This window comes from Xanthobacter flavus (genome assembly GCF_017875275.1).
In the GTDB taxonomy this organism is placed as follows: Bacteria; Pseudomonadota; Alphaproteobacteria; order Rhizobiales; family Xanthobacteraceae; genus Xanthobacter; species Xanthobacter flavus_A.
Genome location: NZ_JAGGML010000001.1, coordinates 4,407,218 through 4,429,652, shown reverse-complemented (window position 1 = coordinate 4,429,652; position 22,435 = coordinate 4,407,218). Strand labels below are relative to the sequence as shown.

Annotated in this window: 22 protein-coding genes; 13 read left to right on the top strand and 9 right to left on the bottom strand. The window is 68.6% G+C overall.

Going from position 1 to position 22,435, the window contains the following annotated elements; all coding sequences use genetic code 11:
* The first annotated feature begins 30 nt into the window (after positions 1–30).
* The 5 genes from J2126_RS20910 to lpxK are packed head-to-tail and all read left to right on the top strand — an operon-like array spanning position 31 to position 4,198.
* Complete coding sequence (locus tag J2126_RS20910; protein ID WP_209488752.1) at positions 31–882, top strand: 3'(2'),5'-bisphosphate nucleotidase CysQ; 852 nt, start codon at positions 31–33, stop codon at positions 880–882.
* Positions 879–1,124 (top strand): DUF4170 domain-containing protein, encoded by a 246-nt coding sequence (locus J2126_RS20905; protein ID WP_168456440.1) that lies wholly within the window; start codon positions 879–881, stop codon positions 1,122–1,124. Before J2126_RS20910 ends, J2126_RS20905 begins: the two co-directional genes overlap by 4 nt.
* Before the next feature lie 59 nt (positions 1,125–1,183).
* Positions 1,184–1,882 (top strand): lysophospholipid acyltransferase family protein, encoded by a 699-nt coding sequence (locus J2126_RS20900; protein ID WP_209488751.1) that lies wholly within the window; start codon positions 1,184–1,186, stop codon positions 1,880–1,882.
* A 10-nt stretch (positions 1,883–1,892) separates the two neighbouring features.
* On the top strand, positions 1,893–3,188 hold the full coding sequence (locus tag J2126_RS20895; RefSeq protein WP_209488750.1) for a 3-deoxy-D-manno-octulosonic acid transferase: 1,296 nt from the start codon (positions 1,893–1,895) through the stop codon (positions 3,186–3,188).
* A gap of 2 nt (positions 3,189–3,190) precedes the next feature.
* On the top strand, positions 3,191–4,198 hold the full coding sequence (lpxK, locus tag J2126_RS20890) for a tetraacyldisaccharide 4'-kinase (RefSeq protein WP_209490424.1): 1,008 nt from the start codon (positions 3,191–3,193) through the stop codon (positions 4,196–4,198).
* A gap of 6 nt (positions 4,199–4,204) precedes the next feature.
* Here the strand turns inward: lpxK and J2126_RS20885 are convergent, their stop codons facing one another.
* A complete protein-coding gene (locus J2126_RS20885) occupies positions 4,205–4,576 on the bottom strand; it encodes a DUF423 domain-containing protein (RefSeq protein WP_209488749.1) in 372 nt (123 codons plus the stop codon).
* Positions 4,577–4,854: 278 nt separating this feature from the next.
* On the opposite strand from J2126_RS20885, the gene acs reads away from it, so the two are divergent.
* Positions 4,855–6,807, top strand: a complete 1,953-nt coding sequence (gene acs, locus J2126_RS20880; protein WP_209488748.1) for an acetate--CoA ligase — start codon at positions 4,855–4,857, stop codon at positions 6,805–6,807.
* A 547-nt stretch (positions 6,808–7,354) separates the two neighbouring features.
* Here acs and J2126_RS20875 read toward each other — a convergent pair.
* The 3 genes from J2126_RS20875 to J2126_RS20865 form a co-directional block, all read right to left on the bottom strand.
* Positions 7,355–7,627 (bottom strand): hypothetical protein, encoded by a 273-nt coding sequence (locus J2126_RS20875; RefSeq protein WP_229645783.1) that lies wholly within the window; start codon positions 7,625–7,627, stop codon positions 7,355–7,357.
* A 105-nt stretch (positions 7,628–7,732) separates the two neighbouring features.
* Positions 7,733–8,134: a TIGR02301 family protein gene (locus tag J2126_RS20870; protein WP_209488747.1), complete on the bottom strand. Its 402-nt coding sequence runs from the start codon at positions 8,132–8,134 to the stop codon at positions 7,733–7,735.
* Positions 8,135–8,196: 62 nt separating this feature from the next.
* Positions 8,197–8,661, bottom strand: coding sequence for an NUDIX hydrolase (locus tag J2126_RS20865; protein WP_209488746.1), 465 nt, complete (start codon positions 8,659–8,661; stop codon positions 8,197–8,199).
* A 182-nt stretch (positions 8,662–8,843) separates the two neighbouring features.
* On the opposite strand from J2126_RS20865, the gene J2126_RS20860 reads away from it, so the two are divergent.
* The 3 genes from J2126_RS20860 to J2126_RS20850 all read left to right on the top strand — a co-directional run bounded on the left by J2126_RS20860 (position 8,844) and on the right by J2126_RS20850 (position 13,206).
* Positions 8,844–9,407 carry an HD family hydrolase gene (locus tag J2126_RS20860; protein WP_169121510.1) on the top strand — a complete coding sequence of 188 codons (564 nt, stop codon included), beginning with the start codon at positions 8,844–8,846 and terminating at the stop codon, positions 9,405–9,407.
* Entirely contained in the window at positions 9,404–9,910 is a 507-nt protein-coding gene (locus tag J2126_RS20855) for a tyrosine phosphatase family protein (protein ID WP_209488745.1), read from the top strand. Before J2126_RS20860 ends, J2126_RS20855 begins: the two co-directional genes overlap by 4 nt.
* A 371-nt stretch (positions 9,911–10,281) precedes the next feature.
* Positions 10,282–13,206 carry a calcium-binding protein gene (locus J2126_RS20850; protein ID WP_209488744.1) on the top strand — a complete coding sequence of 975 codons (2,925 nt, stop codon included), beginning with the start codon at positions 10,282–10,284 and terminating at the stop codon, positions 13,204–13,206.
* Between the two features lie 18 nt (positions 13,207–13,224).
* Here J2126_RS20850 and J2126_RS20845 read toward each other — a convergent pair whose 3' ends face one another.
* Positions 13,225–14,160 (bottom strand): methyltransferase domain-containing protein, encoded by a 936-nt coding sequence (locus J2126_RS20845; RefSeq protein ID WP_348634357.1) that lies wholly within the window; start codon positions 14,158–14,160, stop codon positions 13,225–13,227.
* Between the two features lie 78 nt (positions 14,161–14,238).
* Here J2126_RS20845 and J2126_RS20840 point away from each other — a divergent pair, with 78 nt between their 5' ends.
* From J2126_RS20840 to J2126_RS20830, 3 genes are all read left to right on the top strand, one after another.
* Entirely contained in the window at positions 14,239–15,285 is a 1,047-nt protein-coding gene (locus J2126_RS20840; protein ID WP_209488742.1) for a ligase-associated DNA damage response exonuclease, read from the top strand.
* Complete coding sequence (locus tag J2126_RS20835) at positions 15,282–15,578, top strand: GIY-YIG nuclease family protein (RefSeq protein ID WP_209488741.1); 297 nt, start codon at positions 15,282–15,284, stop codon at positions 15,576–15,578. Before J2126_RS20840 ends, J2126_RS20835 begins: the two co-directional genes overlap by 4 nt.
* A 555-nt stretch (positions 15,579–16,133) precedes the next feature.
* On the top strand, positions 16,134–17,765 hold the full coding sequence (locus J2126_RS20830) for a cisplatin damage response ATP-dependent DNA ligase (RefSeq protein WP_209488740.1): 1,632 nt from the start codon (positions 16,134–16,136) through the stop codon (positions 17,763–17,765).
* Between the two features lie 142 nt (positions 17,766–17,907).
* On the opposite strand, the gene J2126_RS20825 is transcribed toward J2126_RS20830, so the two are convergent.
* Positions 17,908–18,585 carry a LexA family transcriptional regulator gene (locus J2126_RS20825; protein WP_209488739.1) on the bottom strand — a complete coding sequence of 226 codons (678 nt, stop codon included), beginning with the start codon at positions 18,583–18,585 and terminating at the stop codon, positions 17,908–17,910.
* A gap of 525 nt (positions 18,586–19,110) precedes the next feature.
* A complete protein-coding gene (locus J2126_RS20820; protein WP_209488738.1) occupies positions 19,111–20,067 on the bottom strand; it encodes an IS1595 family transposase in 957 nt (318 codons plus the stop codon).
* A 168-nt stretch (positions 20,068–20,235) separates the two neighbouring features.
* Here J2126_RS20820 and J2126_RS20815 point away from each other — a divergent pair, with 168 nt between their 5' ends.
* Complete coding sequence (locus J2126_RS20815; protein WP_209488737.1) at positions 20,236–20,586, top strand: DUF952 domain-containing protein; 351 nt, start codon at positions 20,236–20,238, stop codon at positions 20,584–20,586.
* A gap of 180 nt (positions 20,587–20,766) precedes the next feature.
* Here the strand turns inward: J2126_RS20815 and J2126_RS20810 are convergent, their stop codons facing one another.
* Positions 20,767–22,089, bottom strand: coding sequence for an MATE family efflux transporter (locus J2126_RS20810; protein WP_209488736.1), 1,323 nt, complete (start codon positions 22,087–22,089; stop codon positions 20,767–20,769).
* 4 nt (positions 22,090–22,093) lie between these two features.
* The gene (locus J2126_RS20805; protein WP_209488735.1) at positions 22,094–22,363 is read right to left on the bottom strand and encodes a DUF6460 domain-containing protein; all 270 of its coding nucleotides are present in this window, start codon (positions 22,361–22,363) and stop codon (positions 22,094–22,096) included.
* Positions 22,364–22,435: the final 72 nt, after the last annotated feature.

Below are 22,435 nucleotides of genomic sequence, written 5' to 3'. Positions count from 1 at the left end.
GCGGCGTCTACGCCCCTATTTGGCAGGGCAATGAGCACCGAACCGACGCGCGCCGGCAGCGGGGATCATCCCCGGATCGCCATCGACGATGCCTTTGCCCGCCGTATGGTCGCGACCGTGGCCGAGGCCGGCGAGATGGCGCGCGGCATGTTCGCGGCCGGCGTGAAGACCTGGACCAAGGGCAACGATTCCCCCGTCACCGAGGCCGACATGGCGGTGGACGCCTTCCTGCGGCAGCATCTGACGGCGCTCGATCCGGCTGCCGGCTGGCTGTCCGAGGAATCGGCCGATACGCCGGCGCGCCTGTCCGCCCGGCGGCTGTGGGTGGTGGACCCCATCGACGGCACCCGCGCCTTCATGGCGGCGGGCAGCGACTGGGCGGTGTCCGTGGCGTTGGTGGTGGAGGGGCGTCCTGTCGCCGCCGCCTTGTTCGCTCCCGCCACCGACGAGATGTTCACGGCCATTGCCGGCGCGGGCGCCTTCCGCAACGGCCGCCCCCTCGCCGTATCGCCCCGTGCGCGGCTGGACGGCGCACGGGTCGCCGGCCCGCCGGCCGATCTCGACCGCATGGCCCGCGCCGCGCCCATCGAGCGCCTGCCGCGCATCCGCTCGCTGGCGCTGCGCCTCGCGCGGGTGGCGACGGCGGAGATCGATGTCGCCCTTGCCGGCGGCAATTCCAACGACTGGGATCTGGCCGCCGCCGATCTGGTGGTGAGCGAGGCCCAGGGCCGCCTCACCGGCCATGACGGGGCGCCCTTGCGCTACAATGCGCCCGTCCCGAGCCACGCCCCCCTCGTCTGCGCCGGTGCTCCGCTGCACCCGGTCGCGCTTGAGGCCATGGGCGCACCCGTTTCTTTCAAAGCCGCATTGGATACGCCATGACTGAGACGAAGAAGCAGTTGCCCCACCTTGTGTTCGGCGGGGAATTGACCGCGATCGACAGCACCGAATTCAAGGATCTCACCAAGCTCGACATCGTCGGCATTTATCCCGACTATGCCAGCGCCGCGGCCGCCTGGAAGGCGAAGGCGCAGCAGACCGTGGACAACGCCCTGATGCGCTACTTCGTGGTACATCTCCACCGCCTCCTTGATCCGGAAACCGGCAAGGTTCAGGGCGGGTGAGCATCGGGTCCCTCGTCCTGCCCACCGGGCAGGACGCAACAACAGTGGGCAAACCATAGATGTGGCGGCGACTGAGGACCAACCGCGCCTTCAAGGTGGCAGCGGGAACGACGTTTGCGTCCTATTTCAAGCTCGTGGCGCGGACGAGCGACTTCGTCATCGAGCCGCCAGACGTCTTCGAGACCATCGACGAGCACCTGCCGGTGATCGTCACCTTCTGGCACGGGCAGCATTTCCTCACGCCGTTCGCCATGAAGCCCCACCACAAGGCCAAGGTGCTGATCTCCCGCCATGCGGATGCGGAGATCAACGCCATCGCCGCCGAGAAGCTCGGCGTCGGGACCATTCGCGGCTCCGGCGCCACCTCCAGGCGCGACTTCCACCGCAAGGGGGCGGTTTCCGCCACCTATCAGATGCTCGATACCCTTGCGGAAGGCATCAATGTGGCGATGACCGCCGATGTCCCCAAGATCGCCCGCAAGGTGGGCATGGGCGTCGTTACCATTGCACGCTACTCGGGACGCCCTATCATCCCGATCGCCATGGCGACCCGAAATCGCATCACCCTGAAGAGCTGGGACCGCGCCAGCCTGAACCTGCCGTTCGGGAAGGGCGCCGCCGTCGCCGGAGCCCCCATCTGGGTGGCCCGTGACGTGGACGAGGCCGGCCTCCTCGCGGCCCGCGATCAGGTGCAGGCCAGCCTTGAGGACGTGACCCGCCGGGCCGAGGCGCTGGCCGCGCGGACCACGCGTCGATGAAGGCGCCGGCATGAAGGGGCGCAAGCTGCCCATCACTCTGCGCGCCTACCGGCGGGCGAGTTCCGTGGCGTCGCTGCTGGCTCCGGCCTGGCTGTCCTACCGTGTCCGCAAGGGCAAGGAGGATCCCGCGCGTCTCGCCGAGCGGCGCGGCTATGCCAGCACCGAGCGTCCCCCCGGCCCTATGGTGTGGGTGCATGGCGCCAGCGTCGGCGAGGTCATTTCCGTCCTGCCGCTGATCGAGCGGCTGACCCAGCGCGGCTTCCGCGTGCTGCTCACCTCCGGCACGCTCACCTCCAGCCGGGTGGCCGAGCGGCGGGCGCCGCCCGGCGTCATCCACCAGTTCGTGCCTCTGGATGCGCGGGCCTTCGTCGCCCGCTTCCTCGACCATTGGGCGCCGGACCTCGTGTTGCTGGCCGAATCCGAACTCTGGCCGAACCTGCTCTCCGAGCTTGGCCGGCGGGGAACGCCCATCGTGCTGATCAACGGCCGGCTCTCCGAGCGTTCCGCCAGGCGCTGGGGGAAGCTGCCCAAGAGCGCGCGGGCGCTGCTCTCCCGCGTCGATTTGTGCCTCGCCCAGAGCGAGGAGGATGGCGCGCGCTTCCGGGCGCTGGGCACGCCGCGCGTGGAAGTGTGCGGCAATCTGAAATTCGACGTGCCGGCCCCCTCCGCCGACCCGGCCGAATTGCAGCGGCTGGACAAGGCGCTCGGCAAGCGGCCGATCCTGCTGGCCGCCTCCACCCATGAGGGCGAGGAGGCGCTGATGATCGAGGCGCACGAGATCCTCACCTCGAAGATCCCTGAGCTGGTCACCGTCATCGCCCCCCGCCATCCCGAGCGCGGGCTGGATGTGGCGGCGCTCGCCCAGGCGGCGGACCTCGCCACCCGTCAGCGCAGCCTCGGCGAGCTGCCGGACAAAGAGACCGACATCTACATCGCCGACACCATCGGCGAACTGGGCCTGTTCTACCGCATGGCGCCCGTGGTCTTCATGGGTGGCTCGCTGGTGGAGCATGGCGGGCAGAACCCCATCGAGCCCGCGAAGCTCGGGGCGGTGGTGCTGCATGGCCCACATGTGTGGAACTTCGCCAACATCTACGAGCGGCTCGATGCCGACGAAGGCGCGGCGGAAGTGACCGACGCGCTGGGCATCGCCCGCGCCGCCTATGCCCTCATCAAGGATCCGCAACTGCACGGCGAGATGGCGGATGCCGCCCATGCGGCCGTGACATCGCTGGGCGGCGCGCTGGACCGCACGCTCGCCGCCATCGAGCCCTATCTGGTCCACATCCGCCTGCAGGCCCGCTGATGCTGCGCGCGCCCGCCTTCTGGTGGCGCGACCGGCCCGGCCTTGCCGCCGCCCTGCTCTCTCCGGTGGCGGCGGTGATCGGCGGCGTCGCGCTGCGCCGGCTCGGGCAGGCCGGCGGCACGGTGGACGTGCCGGTCATTTGCATCGGCAATCCCACCGTTGGCGGCGCGGGCAAGACGCCCACCGCCATCGCCCTCATCGAGCGGCTCAAGGCGCGCGGCGCGCGGCCGTTCGCGCTGCTGCGCGGGCATGGCGGCAAGGCCAAGGCCCCCCTTCGCGTCGATCCCGCCGCCCACGGCGCGGCGGACGTGGGCGACGAGGCCCTGCTGCTCGCCCGCCACGCGCCCACCATCGTCGCCGGTGGCGATCGCCTGGGTGGGGCGCAGCTCGCGGTGGCGCAGGGCGCGAGCCATGTGGTGATGGACGACGGGTTCCAGAATCCCTCGCTCAGCAAGGACAGTGCGCTGCTGGTCATCGACGCCGGCGTGGGTGTGGGCAACGGCCAAGTCACCCCGTCCGGTCCCCTGCGCGCCCCGCTGGCGCCGCAGCTCGCCAAGGCCGATGCGGTGCTGGTGATCGGCGATGGCACGCCAGGCGAGCGGGTGGCCGTCGCGGCGGGCGCGGCGGGGCTGCCCGTATTGCGCGGGCATCTCGCGCCGGAGCCTGCGGCCATCGCAGCACTGGAGGGCATGCCGCTCATCGCCTTCGCCGGCATCGGACGGCCGGAGAAGTTCTTCGCCACGCTGGAGGCATGCGGCCTGACGGTGGTCGCCCGCCATGCCTTTGCCGACCACCATCCCTACCGGCCCGAGGAGATCGCCCGCCTCGCGGCGGACGCGGTGCGGCGCGGGGCGCGGCTCGTGACGACGCAGAAGGATCACGTGCGGCTGGCACCCGAGGTCGGGGACGGCATCGCCTCCCTGCCCGTCCGCCTCGTCCTCGATGGCACGGACGCGCTGGATGTCCTGATCGACCGCGCCGAGGCCCGCGCCGCCGCGCGAACGTCCTGATGCGCCTCAGCGCCGCCGCGCCAGCAGCGCGGTCGCCGCCACCGTCAGCCAGCCGAGGATCATCAGGCTGCCACCGAACGGCGCGCTGCCGCCCAGGAGCTTGACATCCATCAAGGCCCGCGCCGCCAGATCGCCCGAAAACAGAAGCGTGCCGAGCGCGATGGCGCTTGCCCCCACCTTCAGCAGCACGCCGCCACGGGTGAGCTGAAGGGCAAGGGCCACCAGCGCGGCCAGCGCGGCAGCGTTGAACAGCAGGAAGTGCGCGGCGGTTTCCAGATTGGGTCCGCCGCCCACATGGGCCGCAGCCGCCGAGGCGGCGACGCCGGCCGCCCCGAACAGGCCGGCAAGAAGGACGAGAAGACGGGTCCAGAGGTCCATCGGGCGTTTCCTTGAGGCGCCGCGGCCGATCGCGGGCAGCCCGTCTATACGCCCGCCGGAAGGGTCGCGGTGCATGACATCGCGGCGCAGGGTGTTGCAGCGCCCGTCACGATTCCCCGGCAATGCCCGGGGCCAACCAAGGGCTATGAGCCCAAAGTCTGGCTGGGCGGTGCCTTGTGGAGCGTCGAGGCGCTCAGCATAATCCGCCCCAACCAAGGCGGGTACCGCCGTGAACGATGGACAGCGGACGAAGCAGTCCGCGCGAGGGAGGCTTGAAAATGTCCGACAAGGTTTATGACGTTCCGTCCCAGTGGGCCCAGAAGGCCTATGTGGACGACGCGCACTATCAATCCATGTATGCCGCCTCGGTCAACGACCCGAACGCCTTCTGGGGCGAGCACGGCAAGCGGATCGACTGGTTCACGCCCTACACGAAGGTGAAGAACACCTCGTATGATCCCGGCCACGTCTCCATCAAGTGGTTCGAGGACGGCGTCACCAACGTCGCCTACAATTGCGTGGACCGGCATCTCGAGACCCGCGGCGACCAGGTGGCGATCATCTGGGAGGGCGACAGCCCCGACGAGAGCCGCAAGATCACCTATCGCGAACTCTCCTCCGAGGTGAACAAGCTCGCCAACGTGCTGCGCAACCGCGGCGTGGAGAAGGGCGACCGCGTCACCATCTATCTGCCGATGATCCCCGAGGCGGCGTTCGCCATGCTCGCCTGCGCGCGGCTCGGCGCCATTCACTCCATCGTGTTCGGCGGCTTCTCCCCGGACAGCCTCGGCGGGCGCATCGCCGACTGCGGCTCGAAGGTCGTCATCACCGCGGACGAAGGCCTGCGCGGCGGCCGCAAGGTGCCGCTGAAGGCCAATGTGGACGCGGCCGTGAACCAGATCGAGGGCGGCGTGGACCACGTGATCGTGGTGCGCCGCACCGGCGGCAAGGTGGACATGGTTCCCGGCCGCGACGTCTATTACGACGAAGCCGCCGCCATGGTGACGGACGAGTGCCCGGCCGAGCCCATGAACGCGGAAGATCCGCTGTTCATCCTCTATACCTCCGGCTCCACCGGCAAGCCGAAGGGCGTGCTGCACACCACCGGCGGCTATCTCGTCTATGCGTCCATGACGCATCAGTACGTGTTCGACTATCACCCCGGCGACATCTACTGGTGCACCGCCGACGTGGGCTGGGTGACGGGCCATTCCTACATCGTCTATGGCCCGCTCGCGAACGGCGCCACCACGCTGATGTTCGAGGGCATCCCCAACTATCCCAGCATGTCCCGCTTCTGGGACGTGATCGACAAGCACCAGGTGTCGATCTTCTACACCGCCCCCACCGCCATCCGCTCGCTGATGCAGGCGGGCGAGGACCCGGTGAAGAAGACCTCGCGCGCCTCCCTGCGCCTGCTGGGCTCGGTGGGCGAGCCCATCAATCCGGAAGCCTGGGAGTGGTATTACCGCGTGGTCGGCGAGGAGCGCTGCCCCATCGTCGATACGTGGTGGCAGACCGAGACCGGCGGCATCCTCATCACCCCCCTGCCCGGCGCCACGAAGCTCAAGCCCGGCTCGGCCACCCGTCCCTTCTTCGGCGTGCAGCCGGAAGTGGTGGATGCGGCCGGCCAGGTGCTGGACGGCGCCTGCGAGGGCAACCTCGTGATCGCCGATAGCTGGCCGGGCCAGATGCGCACGGTCTATGGCGACCATGAGCGCTTCGAGCAGACCTACTTCGCCACATACCCCGGCAAGTACTTCACGGGCGACGGCTGCCGCCGCGACGCGGACGGCTTCTACTGGATCACCGGCCGCGTGGACGACGTGATCAACGTCTCCGGCCACCGCATGGGCACGGCGGAGGTGGAAAGCGCCCTCGTCGCCCATCCGAAGGTGTCCGAGGCGGCGGTGGTGGGCTTCCCGCACGACATCAAGGGCCAGGGCATCTATGCCTATGTCACCCTGATGGACGGCGTCGAACCCACCGAGGAGTTGCGCAAGGAACTGGTGGCGTGGGTGCGCCGGGAGATCGGCCCCATCGCCTCGCCCGACCTGATCCAGTTCGCGCCGGGCCTGCCCAAGACCCGATCGGGCAAGATCATGCGCCGCATCCTGCGCAAGATCGCGGAAGACCAGTTCGAGAGCCTCGGCGACACCTCGACGCTGGCCGATCCCGGCGTGGTGGAAGACCTCATCAGCAACCGCCAGAACAAGCGCGACGCCGCCTGAGCGGCACGTCTCAGGCGCCCTTCATCGTCACCGTCATGCCCCGGCTCGTCCGGGGCATCCACCGGGCCGATGGAGCGGTTTGAGCGGCGAATATCCGGCCCAGCCGCTCCGTGGATCCCCCGGACAAGCCGGGGGATGACGGCGGTGAAAAGGTCGGCGGGAGCGACAGTAGGACCAGACCGGCGTCCCTCGGGGCGCCGGTTTTCTTTTCAGCAACCGCCAGAACAAGCGCCACGCCGCCTGAGCGGCAAGTCTCCGGCGTTCCCTCATCGTCACCGTCATGGCCCGGCTCGTCCGGGCCATCCACCGGGCCGATGGAGCGGTTTGAGCGGCGAAGACCACCCCGGCCGTACCGTGGATCCCCCGGACAAGCCGGGGAATGACGGCAGTGCGGGACGTGGGTGGCGAACCCGAAAAGGCAAAACCGGCGTCCCTCGGGGCGCCGGTTTTCTTTTGGGCCGGCACACAAGAAAAACCGGGCGCTCGCGAGAGGCCCGGCGGGAGGAATGCGACGAAGACAGAACGGCGAGGGGGCTCGCCGCGCCGCTCAGTGCGAGCGGCTGACCACGGTGTATTCGCCGGCGGCGACCCGCTCGGCGACGCGCGCGACATATTCGGAACTCGCGGCCTCGCCATAGGTGGCGACGAGGCTGCGCAAAGCGGTGAAGAGTGCGGCCTGCACCAGGCAATCCTCGTCCAGCCCCTCGCGCACGGCCTCGACCCACGCATCGTTCAGATAGGTCAAAGCGGCGTGACGGTCATCGGCGGCCATGTCCGAGATTTCGGGCAGGTCGATGACGGGGTTTGTCAAGGTGGACACGTTTGGCTGCCTCCGCGCCGCAGAACCGAACGGCGCACGGGATATCTAGCACTTCACGCAGGGCGATTCAGGCGAGTTCTGACCAAAAGGTTAACACGGAACCGGTCAATTGCCCCCATACCGCACGACGATTTCGTGCGTGAGGCGCCCGCCCTCGTCAAGCTGGCGATCCACCGCCATCCGCGCGGCCGGCGTGCAGCTGCGGTAGACCTCCGCATAGCTGGAATAGCCGCGGTTGAAGCTGGCGATGATCTTGGTGCGGCGCGTCTCCGAAGGCTGCTCGGTGTCGATCAGCGCCTGCATCTCGTTGCGCCAGCGCTGCGCCTCGGCGGTGACGCCGCACAGGGGCCGCAGGTAATGCAGGGCGCCGAGGATTTCCGCGAGCCGCATCAAATCGCCATCATAGGGCGGCGCCGCGCCTTCCGTCGGCCCGGCGGCGCGGGACGATTCGGGGCCGGCCAGCAGGAGGCCGGCGGCGAGAAGGAGAGAGAGGGCGCGCATCAGCATGGTTCCACCGCCACTCCTGCGGCGCCCGCCGTCCGCGGTCAAGGGGGCGGCGAACCCGCGGCTCAGATCTCGCCCATCAGGAGCGCGGCCTTGGCTACCACCTCGGCGAGCCCCTCGGTGGTGGTGAGGCCGGCGACCTCATTGATGCGAAACCAGCCCACTTCCGCCGCTTCCGCGCCGGGCATGGGCTCCCCGCCACGCCAGCGGGCGGCATGGGCGAGCACCACGAAATGGGCCTTCAGCTCGCCCTCGCGGTTGCGGACGATGATGTCGCGGGCGGCGGCGAGGCCGATGATCTCGGCCTCCACGCCCACCTCTTCCATCACCTCGCGCACGGCCGCCTCGGCCACCGTCTCGCCCGGCTCGACACGCCCGCCCGGCAGGCTCCACAGACCGGCACCGGGATTGGCGGCACGGCGGGCGAGCAGCACGAGGGGGCCGCGGAACACGGCGGCGCTGGCGGCGAGCGTCGGGCGCACCTCCACCGGCGGGAGGGCCGGCGTCTCGCGCTCAAGGGTGTCGGACATGAGAAATCCCGGAACGGAAAGGGTCGCGGCCACCCGTGACGGGCGGCTTGTGGCGTTTCGGCCGGAGCTTACCTTTCCCCGATCCGAGGAGCACGCGATTCGTGACCGAGCCAGCCGTCCCCGCCAAACCCCTTCCAAAGACCTCCCGCCGCGCCGGCGCCGCGCCGCGCGCGTGGCAGCGCATGCTCTCCGGCCGCCGGCTCGACCTGCTGGACCCCTCCCCCCTCGACGTGGAGATCGAGGACATCGCCCACGGCCTCGCCCGCGTGGCGCGCTGGAACGGCCAGACCTCGGGCGCCAACATCTTCTCCGTCGCCCAGCATTCCCTGCTGGTGGAGAAGATTTCCCGCCGCACCCATCCGGACCTCGACGCCCGCTGGCGGCTGTGCGTGCTGCTGCACGATGCGCCGGAATACGTCATCGGCGACATGATCTCCCCCTTCAAGGCCGTTCTGGGGGGCGACTACAAGGCCGTGGAGGCGCGTCTCCTCAGTGCCATCTGCGTGCGCTTTTCACTGCCGGTGGGCTGGCCCGATCAACTTTTGAAGATCGTCAAGGCGGCGGACCGCGCCTCGGCCTATTTCGAGGCGACGCGGCTGGCGGGATTCGCGGAGGAGGAGGCGAAAGCCTTCTTCGGCCGCCCCGCCCGCCTCGACGCTGGGGTGGAAAAGGATTATCTCACCCCCTGGGAGGCGGAAACGGCGAAAGCCCGTTTCCTCAAGAGATTCGAGGAGCTTGCGCCATGATCCATGTCTGCTCCCTCGCCAAGCTGCACGATACGGTCGCAACGACCGGCGCGCGGCATGTCATCACCCTCATCAACGGCGGCACGGTTCTGACCCGGCCGAGCAACGTCGATCCCACCAACCACCTCTTCCTCGGCATCAACGACATCGCCGAGGAGATCGAGGGACTGGTCGCGCCGGGCGAGGCGCACATGCTTGAGCTGTTCGAATTCGTGCGCGCCTGGCCGCGCCAGACGCCGCTGGTGATCCATTGCTACGCCGGCATCTCGCGCTCCACGGCGGCCGCCTATGCCACCCTGTGCGCCCTCTTGCCGGACCGCGACGAGATGGAATTGGCCCAGCGCCTGCGCCACGCCTCGCCCACCGCGACGCCCAACCCGCGCATCGTCTCCCTCGCCGATGCGGCGCTGAAGCGGGAGGGACGGATGGTCGCCGCCATCCACGCCATCGGCCGCGGCGCCGACGCCTTCGAGGGCGAGCCCTTCGCTCTGCCCGTGGCCTGACCGGGCCGGCCTACCCCTCCCCCGGCAACGCTGAAGCACCGCGACGCCGCGCGGCGTCGTGAGCGCGCGGCGTGACGTAAGGTTGTAGGGGCGATGGTCATAGGATACGGTTCGCAGCAGGAACGAGCATGGCCCTCTGCGATGGTTCACCCGCGTTCGGGCTTTCCATCGCTGCGTTCCCGGCCACGGCGCGATGCGTGCCGGAAAACAAGACTCGTCACCATTCCTGATCGTCCCGGGGCCGCGCTGCCGTCCCCGCGTCCAGTCCCGGTGCGTTCGAGCCGGGCGGGAGCGGGTGTCTGGCGCGCCCCGTGATCTCAATGGACCGGCGGCCGTCAGGTGCGAGCCGCGAACACGGAGCGTGAGCAGCCATGAGCGATCCGGCACCCATTATCGGCACCGACGATCCCGACGACCTGACCGGCGGGTCCGGCAATGACCAAATCTACGGCCTCGGTGGCGATGACATCCTCAGCGGCCTCGAGGGCGACGATCTCCTCGTGGGCGGCATCGGCAACGACACGATGTACGGCGGCACCGGGAACGACACCTTCATCGTCGACAGCGCCGGCGATCAGGTGATCGAATATGGCCGCGACGTCGAGGGCACCGACACCATCCGCACGTCCCTTTCCACCTACACGCCGCCGCGCTACGTCGAGTATCTCGTTTACGAGGGCACCGGTGATTTCACCGGCATCGGCACCAGGAGCACGAGAAGGATCACCGGCGGCGCGGGCAACGACACCCTTACCCTCGACCCTGATGTTTGGACGGCCGAGTTGTTCGGCGGCGACGGCAACGACACCCTGACCGGAGGCAGCGGCGCCGACTGGCTCGATGGCGGCGCGGGCAGCGACACCATGGCCGGAGGCGACGGCAACGACACCTACATCGTAGATGATGTCGGCGACGTGGTGACGGAGCAGACCGGCAGCGGCATCGATTACGTGCTGACCCCGCTCGCCAGCTACGCGCTTCCCGCCAACGTCGAGCAGCTCAAGTTCACCGGCACGGGCGCGTTTACCGGCCAGGGCAATTCCAGCTCCAACAAGATCACGGGCGGCACGGGCGACGACACGCTGGCGGGTGGTGACGGCAATGACACCATCTACGGTCAGGCCGGCCGCGACATGATCGACGGCGGCGCGGGCAATGACACTCTCTATGGGGGCTCCGGCAACGACGTGCTCGATGGCGGGACCGGCGGCGATGGCATGGAGGGTGGGACCGGCGACGACGTCTACCTGGTCGATTCCGCATACGACGGCGTCGGCGAATACTCCGGCGGCGGCATCGACCTGGTCCGGGCGTCCGTGGCGACTTGCAAGCTCGGGCAGGAGGTGGAAAATCTCACCTACACGGGATCCGGCGATTTCACGGGCACCGGCAACAAGCTCGCGAACGTGCTGAAGGCCGGCACCGGCAACGATGCCCTGTACGGTGGTGACGGGGACGACACGCTTTACGGCCTCGCTGGCAACGACATGCTCGACGGCGGTTCGGGCAACGACACCATGATTGGCGGATCCGGCAACGACACCTATGTGGTGGACGCCACCGGCGATGTCGTGACCGAATACAGTGGCGGCGGCACCGACACCGTCCAGACGACGCTGACCTCCTTCGCCCTCGGCGCCGAGGTGGAGAACCTCACCTACACCTTCGCCTTCCCCAGCACCGGAGCAGCGTTCACCGGCACCGGCAACAGCCTGGCGAACACCATCAGCGGCGGCAACTGGAACGATTCCCTATACGGCGGCGGCGGAAACGACACGCTCTATGGCCTCGACGGCAACGACTTGCTCGACGGTGGCGCAGGCAACGACGCCATGATCGGTGGCGCCGGCGATGACCTCTATTATGTCGATTCCATCGGCGACACGGTCACGGAAAGTGCGGTCGGGGGAACCGATTCCGTCCGCACGACGCTCGGCGCCTACACGCTCGGCACCTACGTGGAGAACCTCACCTATACCGGGACGGGCGCCTTCACCGGCACCGGCACCGGCGCCGACAACGTGCTCAAGGGCGGCACGGGCAACGACACCCTGTACGGCGGCAGCGGCAACGACACCCTCTACGGCCTCTCCGGCAATGACACCCTCGATGGAGGAGCCGGCAACGACGCCATGATCGGCGGCTCGGGCGACGACCTCTATTTCGTGGATTCCCTCGGCGACACCACCGTCGAATATGCCGGCGGCGGAACCGACTCCGTGCGCACGAGCCTGTCGGCCTTCACGCTGGACGCCGAGGTGGAGAACCTCACCTACACCGGCACGGGCAGCTTCACCGGCACCGGCAACGCCCTCGACAATATGCTGAAGGGGGGCGCCGCGAATGATGTCCTGTCCAGTGGTGCGGGCGACGACACCATCTACGGCCTCGCCGGCGACGACATCATCGACAGCGGTTCGGGCAACGACGTGCGGATCGGCGGCTCGGGCAACGACACCTACATCATCGATTATGTCGGCGGCTCGATCATCGAATACGCCGGGGGCGGCACGGACACGGTGAAGACGTCGCTTTCCACCTACAGCCTTGCGGCGGAGCTGGAGAACCTGACCTACACCGGCTCCGGCGATTTCACCGGCAACGGCAACGGCCTCGTCAACACCCTCAAGGGCGGCACCCGCAATGACATCCTGAGGGGCGGCGCCGGCAACGACACCCTCTACGGCCTTGCGGGCAACGACACGCTGGACGGCGGCGCCGGCGACGACACCATGATCGGCGGTTCCGGCGACGACGCCTATGTCGTCAATGCCGCCGGGGATGTGGTGACGGAGTATTTCGGCGGCGGCACCGATACGGTCACGTCCTATCTCTCCAGCTACACGCTGGGTGCGGACGTGGAAAACCTCACGCTGGTGGGGGCCGGGCTGTCCGGCACGGGCAACGGCCTCGCCAATGTCATCCGAGGCGACACGGGCAACGACACCATCACCGGTCTCGGCGGCGCGGACACGCTGTTCGGGGACGCCGGCGCAGACACGTTCGTCTACAAGGCCACCAGCGATTCCGGCGCCTCGTCCTTCGACACCATCGGCGACTTCTCCGCGGCCGCGGGCGACGTCATCGACTTGACCGCCATCGACGCCAACAGCGTGGGCGGCAGCGCGAACGATGCGTTCGTCTATGTCGGCGCCGCCGAATTCTCCGGCACAGCCGGTGAGCTCAGATTGGCCAACGGCCAGCTGCAGGGCGACACCAATGGCGACCGGATCGCCGATCTTTCGATCGCGCTCACCGGCGTCACCTCGCTCAGCGGATCGAACCTCAGATTGTGACGGGCATGCCGCGGGGGATCATCCGCGGCATGCCACCCCCACGAGCCCCGGCACCGGCGCACCTTTCTCGGAGCGGGTGGAGGCCTGCTCCAGCAGCAGGAGGGCAAGCCCTGCCTCCCCCGCCAGCGCGCGGACATACACTTGCGCGTGGGCATAGCGCAGCGTCTCGCGCAGCAGCACGCCCTCGCCCTCATGCGTCTCCAGCGTGAAGGCGAGGAGCCCGTCCGGCGCCAGCGCGGCGCGGGCGGCGTGGAAGATGGGGCCAAGGTCGCCCACATAGCAGAGCGCGTCAGCGGCGATGACGAGATCGAGGCTGCCGGCCGGCACCGCCTGAAGCGCCGCGCCCATCTCGCCGGCTTCAAGCGCGGCGTAGAGGCCGAGCGCGCGCGCCTTCTCCAGCATGGCGGGGGAGAGGTCCACCCCATCCAGCCGCTCCGCGAGCGGCGCGAAGAGCACACCGGCGAGGCCGGTGCCGCAGCCGAGATCCAGCGCCGCGCCGAAGCGCAGCTCCCGGCCCTGCGCGGTGCATGCGGCGCGCACCGCTTCCAGCAGCAGTTCGGGGCCGCGATAGGCGAGTTTCTCGCGCAGCGCCGTGTCGAAGCGATCGGCATATTGGTCGAACAGGGTGCGCACATAGGCCGCCGACATGGCTCCTTCCGCGCCTTCCGTCCCATCCCCGAGCCGCGCCCGCCTGAGCCCCGCGCCGAGCCGGTCGGCGGGATCGAGCGCCAACGCCCGGCCATAGGCCTCCCGCGCGGCGTCCCCTTCCCCCTGCCCTTCCCGCGCCTCGCCCAGCAGGAACCAGGCGGCGGCGAAACCGGGCGCGGCCTCTACCGTCTCGGCCAGAAGCTCGGCGGCGGCGGCAAAATCCCGCTCGCCAAGGAAAGCGCGCGCCCAGTCGAGCCGCCGGTCGAGGACGGGATCGCCGGAGGTATCGAAGGCAGCAGCGGACACGCTCGATCTCGCGTTTGTGGGAACCTCGCGCAGGTGCGCAACGCTCCCCATATAATGGGAAACCCGCCCGATAAAGTGATGCGCCCGGAAGACCTCCTCTGCCCCTCGCCCAAGGGCCTCTACAGCCCCATCGGCGACTTCTACGTGGACCCGACGCGCGCCGTGCCGCGGGCGGTGATCACCCACGGCCATTCGGACCATGCCCGCGCCGGCCACGCCCATGTGCTCGCCACCCGCGAGACGCTGGACATCATGGCCCTGCGCATGGGCGCGGACTTCGCGGGCGGGACGCAGGCGCTGGCCTATGGCGAGGCGATCGCCATCAACGGCGTGAAGGTGAGCCTCCATCCCGCCGGCCACGTGCTCGGCTCGGCGCAGGTGCGCCTTGAAAAGGACGGGCTCGTGATCGTCGTCTCCGGCGACTACAAGGACGCCGCCGACCCCACCTGCGCGCCGTTCGAGCCCATAAGCTGCCACGTCTTCGTCAGCGAGGCGACCTTCGGCCTGCCGGTGTTCCGCCATCCCCCGGCGGCGGGCGAGGTGGACAAGCTGCTCGCCTCGGTGCGCATCTTCCCCGAGCGCACCCACATCGTCGGCGCCTATTCCCTCGGCAAGGCGCAGCGGATGATGGCGCTGATCCGCCAAGCGGGGCATGACGCGCCCATCTACGTGCACGGGGCGCTCGTCAACATCACCGATTATTATCAGAGCTGCGGCATGGAGTTCGGCGAGATCCTGCCGGTGAAGGGCGCGCCGAAGTCGGCCTTCGCCGGGGCCATCGTCATCGCCCCGCCCTCCTCCATGACGGACATCTGGGCGCGCCGCTTCGCCGATCCCATCACCTCGCTCGCCTCCGGCTGGATGCGCGTGCGCGCCCGCGCCCGCCAGCGCGGCGTGGAACTGCCGCTGGTGGTTTCCGATCACGCCGATTGGGACGGCCTCACCGCCTCCATCCGCGCCACCGGCTGCGAGGAAGTGTGGGTGACCCACGGCGCTGAGGACGCCCTCGTCCACTGGGCCCACACCCGCCAGCTCCGCGCCCGGCCCCTCCACATGGTCGGCTACGGAGAGGAGGATGAGGAGCCCGCGGTGGCGGCGGAGGGGGAGAAGGAGGCGGGTGGATGAGCGCCGCCTTCTTCGTCTACATCCTCGCCAGCGAACCCAATGGAACGCTCTACATCGGGATGACGAACGATCTTGTGCGCAGGGCTTTCGAGCACCGCGGCGAAGACGCAAAAGGCTTCACCAAAACTTATGGCGTCAAGAGGCTGGTCTATTTCGAACTGCATGACACAGCCTACGCCGCCATCACACGCGAGAAACGGCTGAAGAAATGGCCGCGCGAGTGGAAGATGAACCTCATCGAGCGTGAAAATCCGCACTGGCTGGATCTGTACGATGACATTGCCCGGCCCTGACCGCGCTTTCTCCAGCCGTCATCCCCCGGCTTGTCCGGGGGATCCACCGCGCCGCGAGAGGGCTGCCGCGAAGCCCGGCACCCCACCGATGGAGGCGTGGATGGCCCGGACAAGCCGGGCCATGACGGCGGAGGGGGTGGCGCTGCGATCGCAGGCGCCGGCGCACTCTCGCACGCGCGCCATGCACCGCGATCTCTCCAGCTGTCATCCCCCGGCTTGTCCGGGGGATCCACCGCGCCGCGAGAGGGCTGCCGCGAAGCCCGGCACCCCGCCGACGCAGGCGTGGATGGCCCGGACAAGCCGGGCCATGACGGCGGAGGGGATGGCGCTGCGATCGCAGGGGCCGGCGCACTCTCGCACGCGCGCCATGCACCGCGCTTTCTCCAGCCGTCATCCCCCGGCTTGTCCGGGGGATCCACCGCGCCGCGAGAGGGCTGCCGCGAAGCCCGGCACCCCGCCGAGGGAGGCGTGGATGGCCCGGACAAGCCGGGCCATGACGGCGGAGGGAATGGTGCGTCAGGGAGCGTCGGTCGCGTTTAGGCAAGGCAAGCAGCCATGAACCGCTTCGCCGCTTTACTCGATCGCATGTCCTACGAGGCCGGGCGCAATGCCAAGATCCGGCTCATGGCGGACTATTTCCGCTCCACGCCGGACCCGGAGCGCGGGCTCGCGCTGGCGGCGCTCACGGGGGCGCTGTCGTTCGCCAATGCCAAGCCCGGCGTGGTGCGCGCGCTGATCGCCGAGCGGGCCGACCCGGTGCTGTTCGAGATGTCCTACGATTATGTGGGCGACCTCTCGGAAACCGTCGCCCTCATGTGGCCCCGGCCGGAGGGCGCGCGGCCCCACGCGCCGCTCTTGTCCGAGATCGTCCACGGCCTCTCCACCTTCTCAAAGGTGTCCCTGCCCCGGCATCTCGCCGACTGGCTGGACGGCCTCGACGAGACCGGCCGCTGGGCGCTCCTGAAGCTCATCACCGGCGCCATGCGCGTGGGCGCCTCCGCGCGCCTCGCCAAGACCGCCGTGGCGAGCCTCGGAGATATCACGCCGGACGAGGTGGAGCTGGTCTGGCCCGGCCTTGAGCCACCTTATGAAGAGCTGTTCGCCTGGGTGGAGGGGCGCGGGCCGCGGCCGGAGACGTCCAACCCCGCCCCGTTCCGCCCGGTGATGCTGGCCCACGCCATCGAGGAGACGGATTTCACCGCTCTCGCCCCCGCCGATTTCCGGGCCGAATGGAAGTGGGACGGCATCCGCGTGCAAGCCGTGGCGGGCACGGGACCGGACGGCGCACGGGTGGTGCGGCTCTATTCGCGCACCGGGGAAGACATCTCCGGCGCCTTTCCGGATATGGCGGAGGCCATCGCCTTCGATGGCGCCATGGACGGCGAACTGCTCATCGTCCGCGACGGCAAGGTGGAGCCCTTCAACGTGCTGCAGCAGCGGCTGAACCGCAAAACGGTGACGGTGAAGATGCTGGCGGAATTCCCCGCCCACATCCGCGCCTACGATTTGCTCGTGGACGGCACGGACGATTTGCGCGGAGAGCCCTTCGCCGCCCGCCGCGCCCGGCTGGAGGCGCTCGTCGCCCGCCTCCACACCCCGCGCATCGACCTCTCGCCCATGGTGCCCTTCTCGACCTGGGAGGAACTGACCGCCGCCCGCCGCGACCCCGCCTCGGCCGGCGCGGGGGCGGATGCCGGGGCGGTGGAAGGGGTGATGATCAAGCGGGCGGACAGCCCCTATCTGCCGGGCCGCCCCAAGGGGCCATGGTGGAAGTGGAAGCGCGATCCGCACACGGTGGATGCGGTGCTCATGTATGCCCAGCGCGGGCACGGCAAGCGCTCGTCCTTCTACTCGGACTACACCTTCGGCGTATGGACCATCGGCGACGAGGGCGAGGATGTGCTGGTGCCGGTGGGCAAGGCCTATTTCGGCTTCACCGACGAGGAATTGAAGCAGATCGACGCCTTCGTGCGGCGCGCCACCATCAACCGGTTCGGCCCGGTGCGCGAGGTGGTGCACGAGAAGGAGGAAGGGCTGGTGCTGGAAGTGGCCTTCGAGGGCCTCGCCCGCTCCACCCGCCACCGCTCCGGCATCGCCATGCGCTTCCCCCGCATTGCGCGCCTCAGATGGGACAAGCCGCCGGGCGAGGCGGACCGGCTGGAGACGCTGGAGGCGCTCTTGGGGTGAGGGGGCGGCGCGCTCAGATGTGGGCCGTCGCCCTCCGGCTCGACCGGAGGGCCCATTCCGCCGCCGGGACAAACGTCGGGATGGGTGCTCCGGTCGAGCCGGAGGGCGACAGCGATGTCTCTCGTCGAGCCGCTTTGTGTCCCTACTGGCTCGCCCACACGATCCGCGCGATCCAGTCCACCTGATCGAGCGGTATCTGCCGGTCCTCGTGGGCGGGGTTGAGGGAGCGCAGCTCGATGTGGCGGGCGGTCTTGCGCACAAGCTCCTTGGCCAGCACCTCGCCCTCCCTGGTCTTCAGCACCACCCGGTCGCCGCGGCGCGGCTCGGAGGCGGGGGAGACCACCACCACGTCGCCGTCGCGATAGACCGGCTCCATGGAATCGCCGGCGATCTCCAGCGCATAGGCGTGGGCGTCGTGGACATCGGGAAAGACGACCTCGTCCCAGCCGGCGCCCACCGGGAAGCCGGCATCGTCGAAGAAGCCGCCGGAGCCGGCCTGGGCGAAACCGATCTGCGGAATGGCGTTGAGCGGGCGCGGCGCCGGGACGGGCGCATCTTCGGCAAAGCCGCCGCCATGGGCCGGCCGCTCGGAGGCGTCCAGCAGCGAGAAGAACTGCTCCGGGCTGGTGCCGGTGGCGGCGAGCGCCTTGGCGATGCTCTCGGTGGAGGGCCAGCGCGGGCGGCCGTCAATGGTGATGCGCTTGGAGCGGTTGAAGGTGGTGGGATCGAGCCCCGCCCGCCGCGCGAGGCCGGAGGTGGAGAGCCCGTGCTGCTCGGCGAGTTGGTCGACGGCACGCCATATCTTACCGTGGGTCAGCATGGGAAAGACGTTCCTTGCCTCGACGTGCCTTTGCCTCGACGGTCTTTGCTCGACGGCGAATCCGGATGCGGACCGGGCGCCCTGCGCAACGCCGCGCCCCCTGTGCAAAATAAGCACGGGGAGCCTATCACTTGGGGCGTAATTTTGGGAAATATCGGCAGAAAGATAGACGATCTTCCTAAAGGAGCAGAGCAACGGGAGTGGCGAGAGGTACACCTACTGCTTACGAATGTTAACCAGGCTTGGCGGACCGAGACGATGCACCCTAAGCAAACCTATACCGAAGAAGAGGCCAAAACGATTCTCGACTCATGTGCGGCATTCATGCGCCGTCTGGCTCTGCTTTCGTAGTTGGTAGAACCGCCTTCACAGCCTTATCGAAAGATGCACCACTTTCATCAACCTCAAGCTCCCGGGCGGTATTTATGAACCGCCGGGACTGTTCTTCCTGACTAAGCTTTTTGGCCTTTTTCCCGCTGGGCTTTCGGCTTGTATTTTGAGGGTCGCCAGACGCCATATGGTTTCTCACCTTGCACGAGCCGTTTGATAGGTGAGGCGCTTGCCGACCACACCGGAGAGGATGCCATCAGCGCGGGCGGTGTCGTTCACGCCCAACGCGACACGGCGATTATGCCGGAAATCGAACTCCGCAAGATAGCGGTGCAGGTGCTTTTCAGCGCAGTGCTGGTAAGTGCCGCGCATGCCACGCTTGAACACCGAGAAATAGCTTTCGATGGTGTTGGAGTGGATGCCGCCTTCCCTGACGTACTCACCAGCTGAATGCTTGGTGGTCTGGTGGTCGGCGAAGAGCTTGCCCACTTCGCCGTAAAGGCGGCTCTCGTCAGTGAACAGGCGGCTTTCGCGAGCCACGTTCTGCGACACGAGCGCTGCAACATTCTCCTTGTTCGCCTGAGCGACGTGGAAAGTGCGGACCTTTCCGCCCCGCTCCACAAGCCCAAGGACGGCGCGCTTACCGGAAGGGCCAGACTTGCCGCTCTTGGTGAAGGGGCGCCCGCTGGTGGTCATCTTGGGCTGGTTCTCGGTCTTGCCGAAATAGGTTTCATCAGCCTCGACAATCTGGCCTTCTCCACCCAGCGGACCAAGCGAGCCGTCGCGCATGGCCTCGCGGATACGATGCCCCATGAACCACGCGGTCTTGAGGGTGACGCCAAGGGTCCGGTGAAGCTGGTTGGCGGAAATGCCCTTCTTCGAAGAGGCCACAAGGAAGATGGCTTGCAGCCAGAGGTGCAACTTGACGTGGCTGCTTTCGAAGATGGTGCCGATTTTTACGGTGAAGGGTTTGCGGCAGGCGTAGCACTTGTGAACGCCGAGACGGGTGCTGTCGCCCTTGAGCTTGCCGATCTTCGCCGCATCCACGTTGCCGCAGTGAGGGCACACCGGGCCGTTTGCCCAAACATGCGCTTCTACGAAGCGGTAGGCGGCGGCCTCATCGTGAAAGTGGCGGTCGGACAGGGCGGACATGACGTATCTCCTTGACCGTTCTTATAGAACCGTCTGCCTGGGTACGTCAAGTATAATATGCGGACTTCAGTCCGCATGCAACCATAAGGCGAACGCAGTTGCCCTTTCGTTCGTCCCGGCCTATGTGCGGCGCCGACCCACCCCAAGGACGCCCGAGGAGCATCGCCCGTGACCGCCGCCCCGCTCATCTACAAGATCGCCCCCGCCGCGCTCTGGGCCGCCGCCGAGCACGCGCGCGTGTTCACCGGCGCGCCGGTGGATGTTGCGGACGGCTACATCCATTTCTCCACCGCCGCGCAGGCCCGCGAGACGGCGGCGAAGCACTTCGCCGGGCAGGCCGACCTGAAGCTGGTGGCGGTGGAGGTCGCGGCGCTCGGCGCGGCGCTGAAGTGGGAGCCCTCGCGCGGCGGTGCCCTCTTCCCGCACCTTTATGCGCCGCTGCCGCTCACAGCCGTGCGCTGGGTGCGCGACCTGCCCCTCGGCGCAGGCGGGGCGCACGTCTTTCCCGATCTGGATTGATACCGTCGGCCTCGGTCTTCGACCGATGCCAAGCGGGTGACGCTCTAGAGCGCGATCCGATCAAGTTGAATCAACTTGATCGGTGAATCGCCCTCTAAACTCAAGAAAGAGAACGCGTGATCCGATCTGATTGCGACGCAATCAGATCGGCGCGTGCTCTAGCGCCGCGTGGGCTTGGCCTCAGCCGAAGGTCCGCCGCACCAGGGCGGGCAGGCGCAGGGCCTGCAAGCCGCCGCGTGCGAGCAGGAAGGCGAGCATCGCGAGCCACAGGCCGTGATTGCCGAGGGGCCGCAGCGCCAGGAACACGCCGAGATAGACGACGAGGGAGGCCAGCATCAGGTTGCGCATGTCGCGCGACCAGAGCGCGCCGATATACACGCCATCGAAGGCATAGGCCGTCACCCCCGCCACCGGCAGCAGGGCGGCGTAGAGCAGAAAGACCCGCGCCTCGGCCCGCACCTCGGGGCTGGTGCTCATGGCGTCCACGATGGCCGGGCCGGTGACGAGGTAGACCGCCCCCGCCAGCACCGCGAAGGCGAAGCCCCAGACGAGGCAAAGCCGCACGCCGGCGGAGAAATCCGCCCGGCGCCGCGCGCCCACGGCGGAGCCGCAGATCTGCTCGGCGGCGGTGGCGAAGCCGTCGAGGAAATAGGCGGCCACCATCACCATGTTCTGGAGGACGGCGTTGGCGGCCAGCGTCACGTCCCCCGCCCGCGCGCCCTGCGCGGCGAAGAAGGAAAAGGCGAACATCAGAGCCGCGGTGCGGATCATGATGTCGCGATTGAGCATGACCGTCTCGATGAGGCGCGCCTTGTCGATGAGCACCGCCCGCGCCACCCCGAGCCGCCCGCCCAGCAGGCCGGCGCACACCGCGACGCCCGCCACCGCGCCGGCGATCTCGGCGACCAGCGTGCCGGCCGCCGAGCCGGGAACGCCCCATCCGGCACCGAGTACGAGGGCGGCCGACAGGCCCATGTTGAGGACATTGATGCCCAGCTGAAGGGCGAGCGCCCGCCCGGTGCGGCCGAGGCCCACCAGCCAGCCCAGCACCACATAGTTCGCGAGCGTGAAGGGCGCGGCGAAGATGCGGATGGCGTAATAGTCGCGCACCGCCGCGTTCACCTCCGCGCTCGCCCCGGCCAGCGACAGGGCCGCGCTCTCGATGGGCGTGCGCAGCAGCACGATGAGGAGGCCGAGCGCTCCGGCCACCAGCAGGCCGCGCGCCAGCACCGCCCGTTCCTCCACCGCATCGCGCCGCCCCACCGCCTGCGCGGCGAGGCCCACCGTGCCCATGCGCAGGAAGCCGAACACCCAGAACAGCATGTCGAAGATGACGGAGGCCAGCGCCACGCCGCCCAGCAGGGCAGCGCTGCCGAGCCGGCCCACCACCGCCGCATCCACCACGCCCAGCAAGGGCGTGGTGAGGTGCGCCAGCGTCATGGGCAGCGCGATGGCCAGCACGCGCCGGTGCGTCACGCCCCCGGAAACAGCCGCGAGCGACACGGCCTCAGCGCCGGCCGAACACCCGCATCAGCAGCCAGAGCGGGATGACGATGACGGCGCCCAGCAGGAAATAGCGCCACATGCGCTCCACCGCCTCGAAGCTGAAGCTGAACAGGTTGCGCAGCAGGCGCTGAAGGCTGGTGAATATGTTCATCGGATCGAGCCCGAGGGCGGCCAGAATCACGCCCACCACCACCGAGAGCAGCACGAGCCGCACCAGCACCCAGGCCGGCGAACCGCCGAAAAAGCGCGTGAGCTGGTTGTTCTCGGACATGGGCTGACCTCCTGTGACGGCCGTGATTTAGCACGACCGCCGAGCAGGGGGGAGACGGGGCCTGAGCGGGCT

What these genes read in the sequence shown, in the direction of transcription:
- J2126_RS20885 (WP_209488749.1), bottom strand. Translation starts at nt 4,576, where the DNA reads ATGGACCTCTGGACCCGTCTTCTCGTCCTTCTTGCCGGCCTGTTCGGG.
- J2126_RS20805 (WP_209488735.1), bottom strand. Translation starts at nt 22,363, where the DNA reads ATGTCCGAGAACAACCAGCTCACGCGCTTTTTCGGCGGTTCGCCGGCC.
- J2126_RS20830 (WP_209488740.1), top strand. Translation starts at nt 16,134, where the DNA reads ATGAACCGCTTCGCCGCTTTACTCGATCGCATGTCCTACGAGGCCGGG.
- J2126_RS20825 (WP_209488739.1), bottom strand. Translation starts at nt 18,585, where the DNA reads ATGCTGACCCACGGTAAGATATGGCGTGCCGTCGACCAACTCGCCGAG.
- J2126_RS20895 (WP_209488750.1), top strand. Translation starts at nt 1,893, where the DNA reads ATGAAGGGGCGCAAGCTGCCCATCACTCTGCGCGCCTACCGGCGGGCG.
- J2126_RS20855 (WP_209488745.1), top strand. Translation starts at nt 9,404, where the DNA reads ATGATCCATGTCTGCTCCCTCGCCAAGCTGCACGATACGGTCGCAACG.
- J2126_RS20835 (WP_209488741.1), top strand. Translation starts at nt 15,282, where the DNA reads ATGAGCGCCGCCTTCTTCGTCTACATCCTCGCCAGCGAACCCAATGGA.
- J2126_RS20820 (WP_209488738.1), bottom strand. Translation starts at nt 20,067, where the DNA reads ATGTCCGCCCTGTCCGACCGCCACTTTCACGATGAGGCCGCCGCCTAC.
- J2126_RS20900 (WP_209488751.1), top strand. Translation starts at nt 1,184, where the DNA reads ATGTGGCGGCGACTGAGGACCAACCGCGCCTTCAAGGTGGCAGCGGGA.
- J2126_RS20860 (WP_169121510.1), top strand. Translation starts at nt 8,844, where the DNA reads ATGCTCTCCGGCCGCCGGCTCGACCTGCTGGACCCCTCCCCCCTCGAC.
- J2126_RS20840 (WP_209488742.1), top strand. Translation starts at nt 14,239, where the DNA reads ATGCGCCCGGAAGACCTCCTCTGCCCCTCGCCCAAGGGCCTCTACAGC.
- J2126_RS20870 (WP_209488747.1), bottom strand. Translation starts at nt 8,134, where the DNA reads ATGCTGATGCGCGCCCTCTCTCTCCTTCTCGCCGCCGGCCTCCTGCTG.
- J2126_RS20910 (WP_209488752.1), top strand. Translation starts at nt 31, where the DNA reads ATGAGCACCGAACCGACGCGCGCCGGCAGCGGGGATCATCCCCGGATC.
- acs (WP_209488748.1), top strand. Translation starts at nt 4,855, where the DNA reads ATGTCCGACAAGGTTTATGACGTTCCGTCCCAGTGGGCCCAGAAGGCC.
- J2126_RS20865 (WP_209488746.1), bottom strand. Translation starts at nt 8,661, where the DNA reads ATGTCCGACACCCTTGAGCGCGAGACGCCGGCCCTCCCGCCGGTGGAG.
- J2126_RS20905 (WP_168456440.1), top strand. Translation starts at nt 879, where the DNA reads ATGACTGAGACGAAGAAGCAGTTGCCCCACCTTGTGTTCGGCGGGGAA.
- J2126_RS20850 (WP_209488744.1), top strand. Translation starts at nt 10,282, where the DNA reads ATGAGCGATCCGGCACCCATTATCGGCACCGACGATCCCGACGACCTG.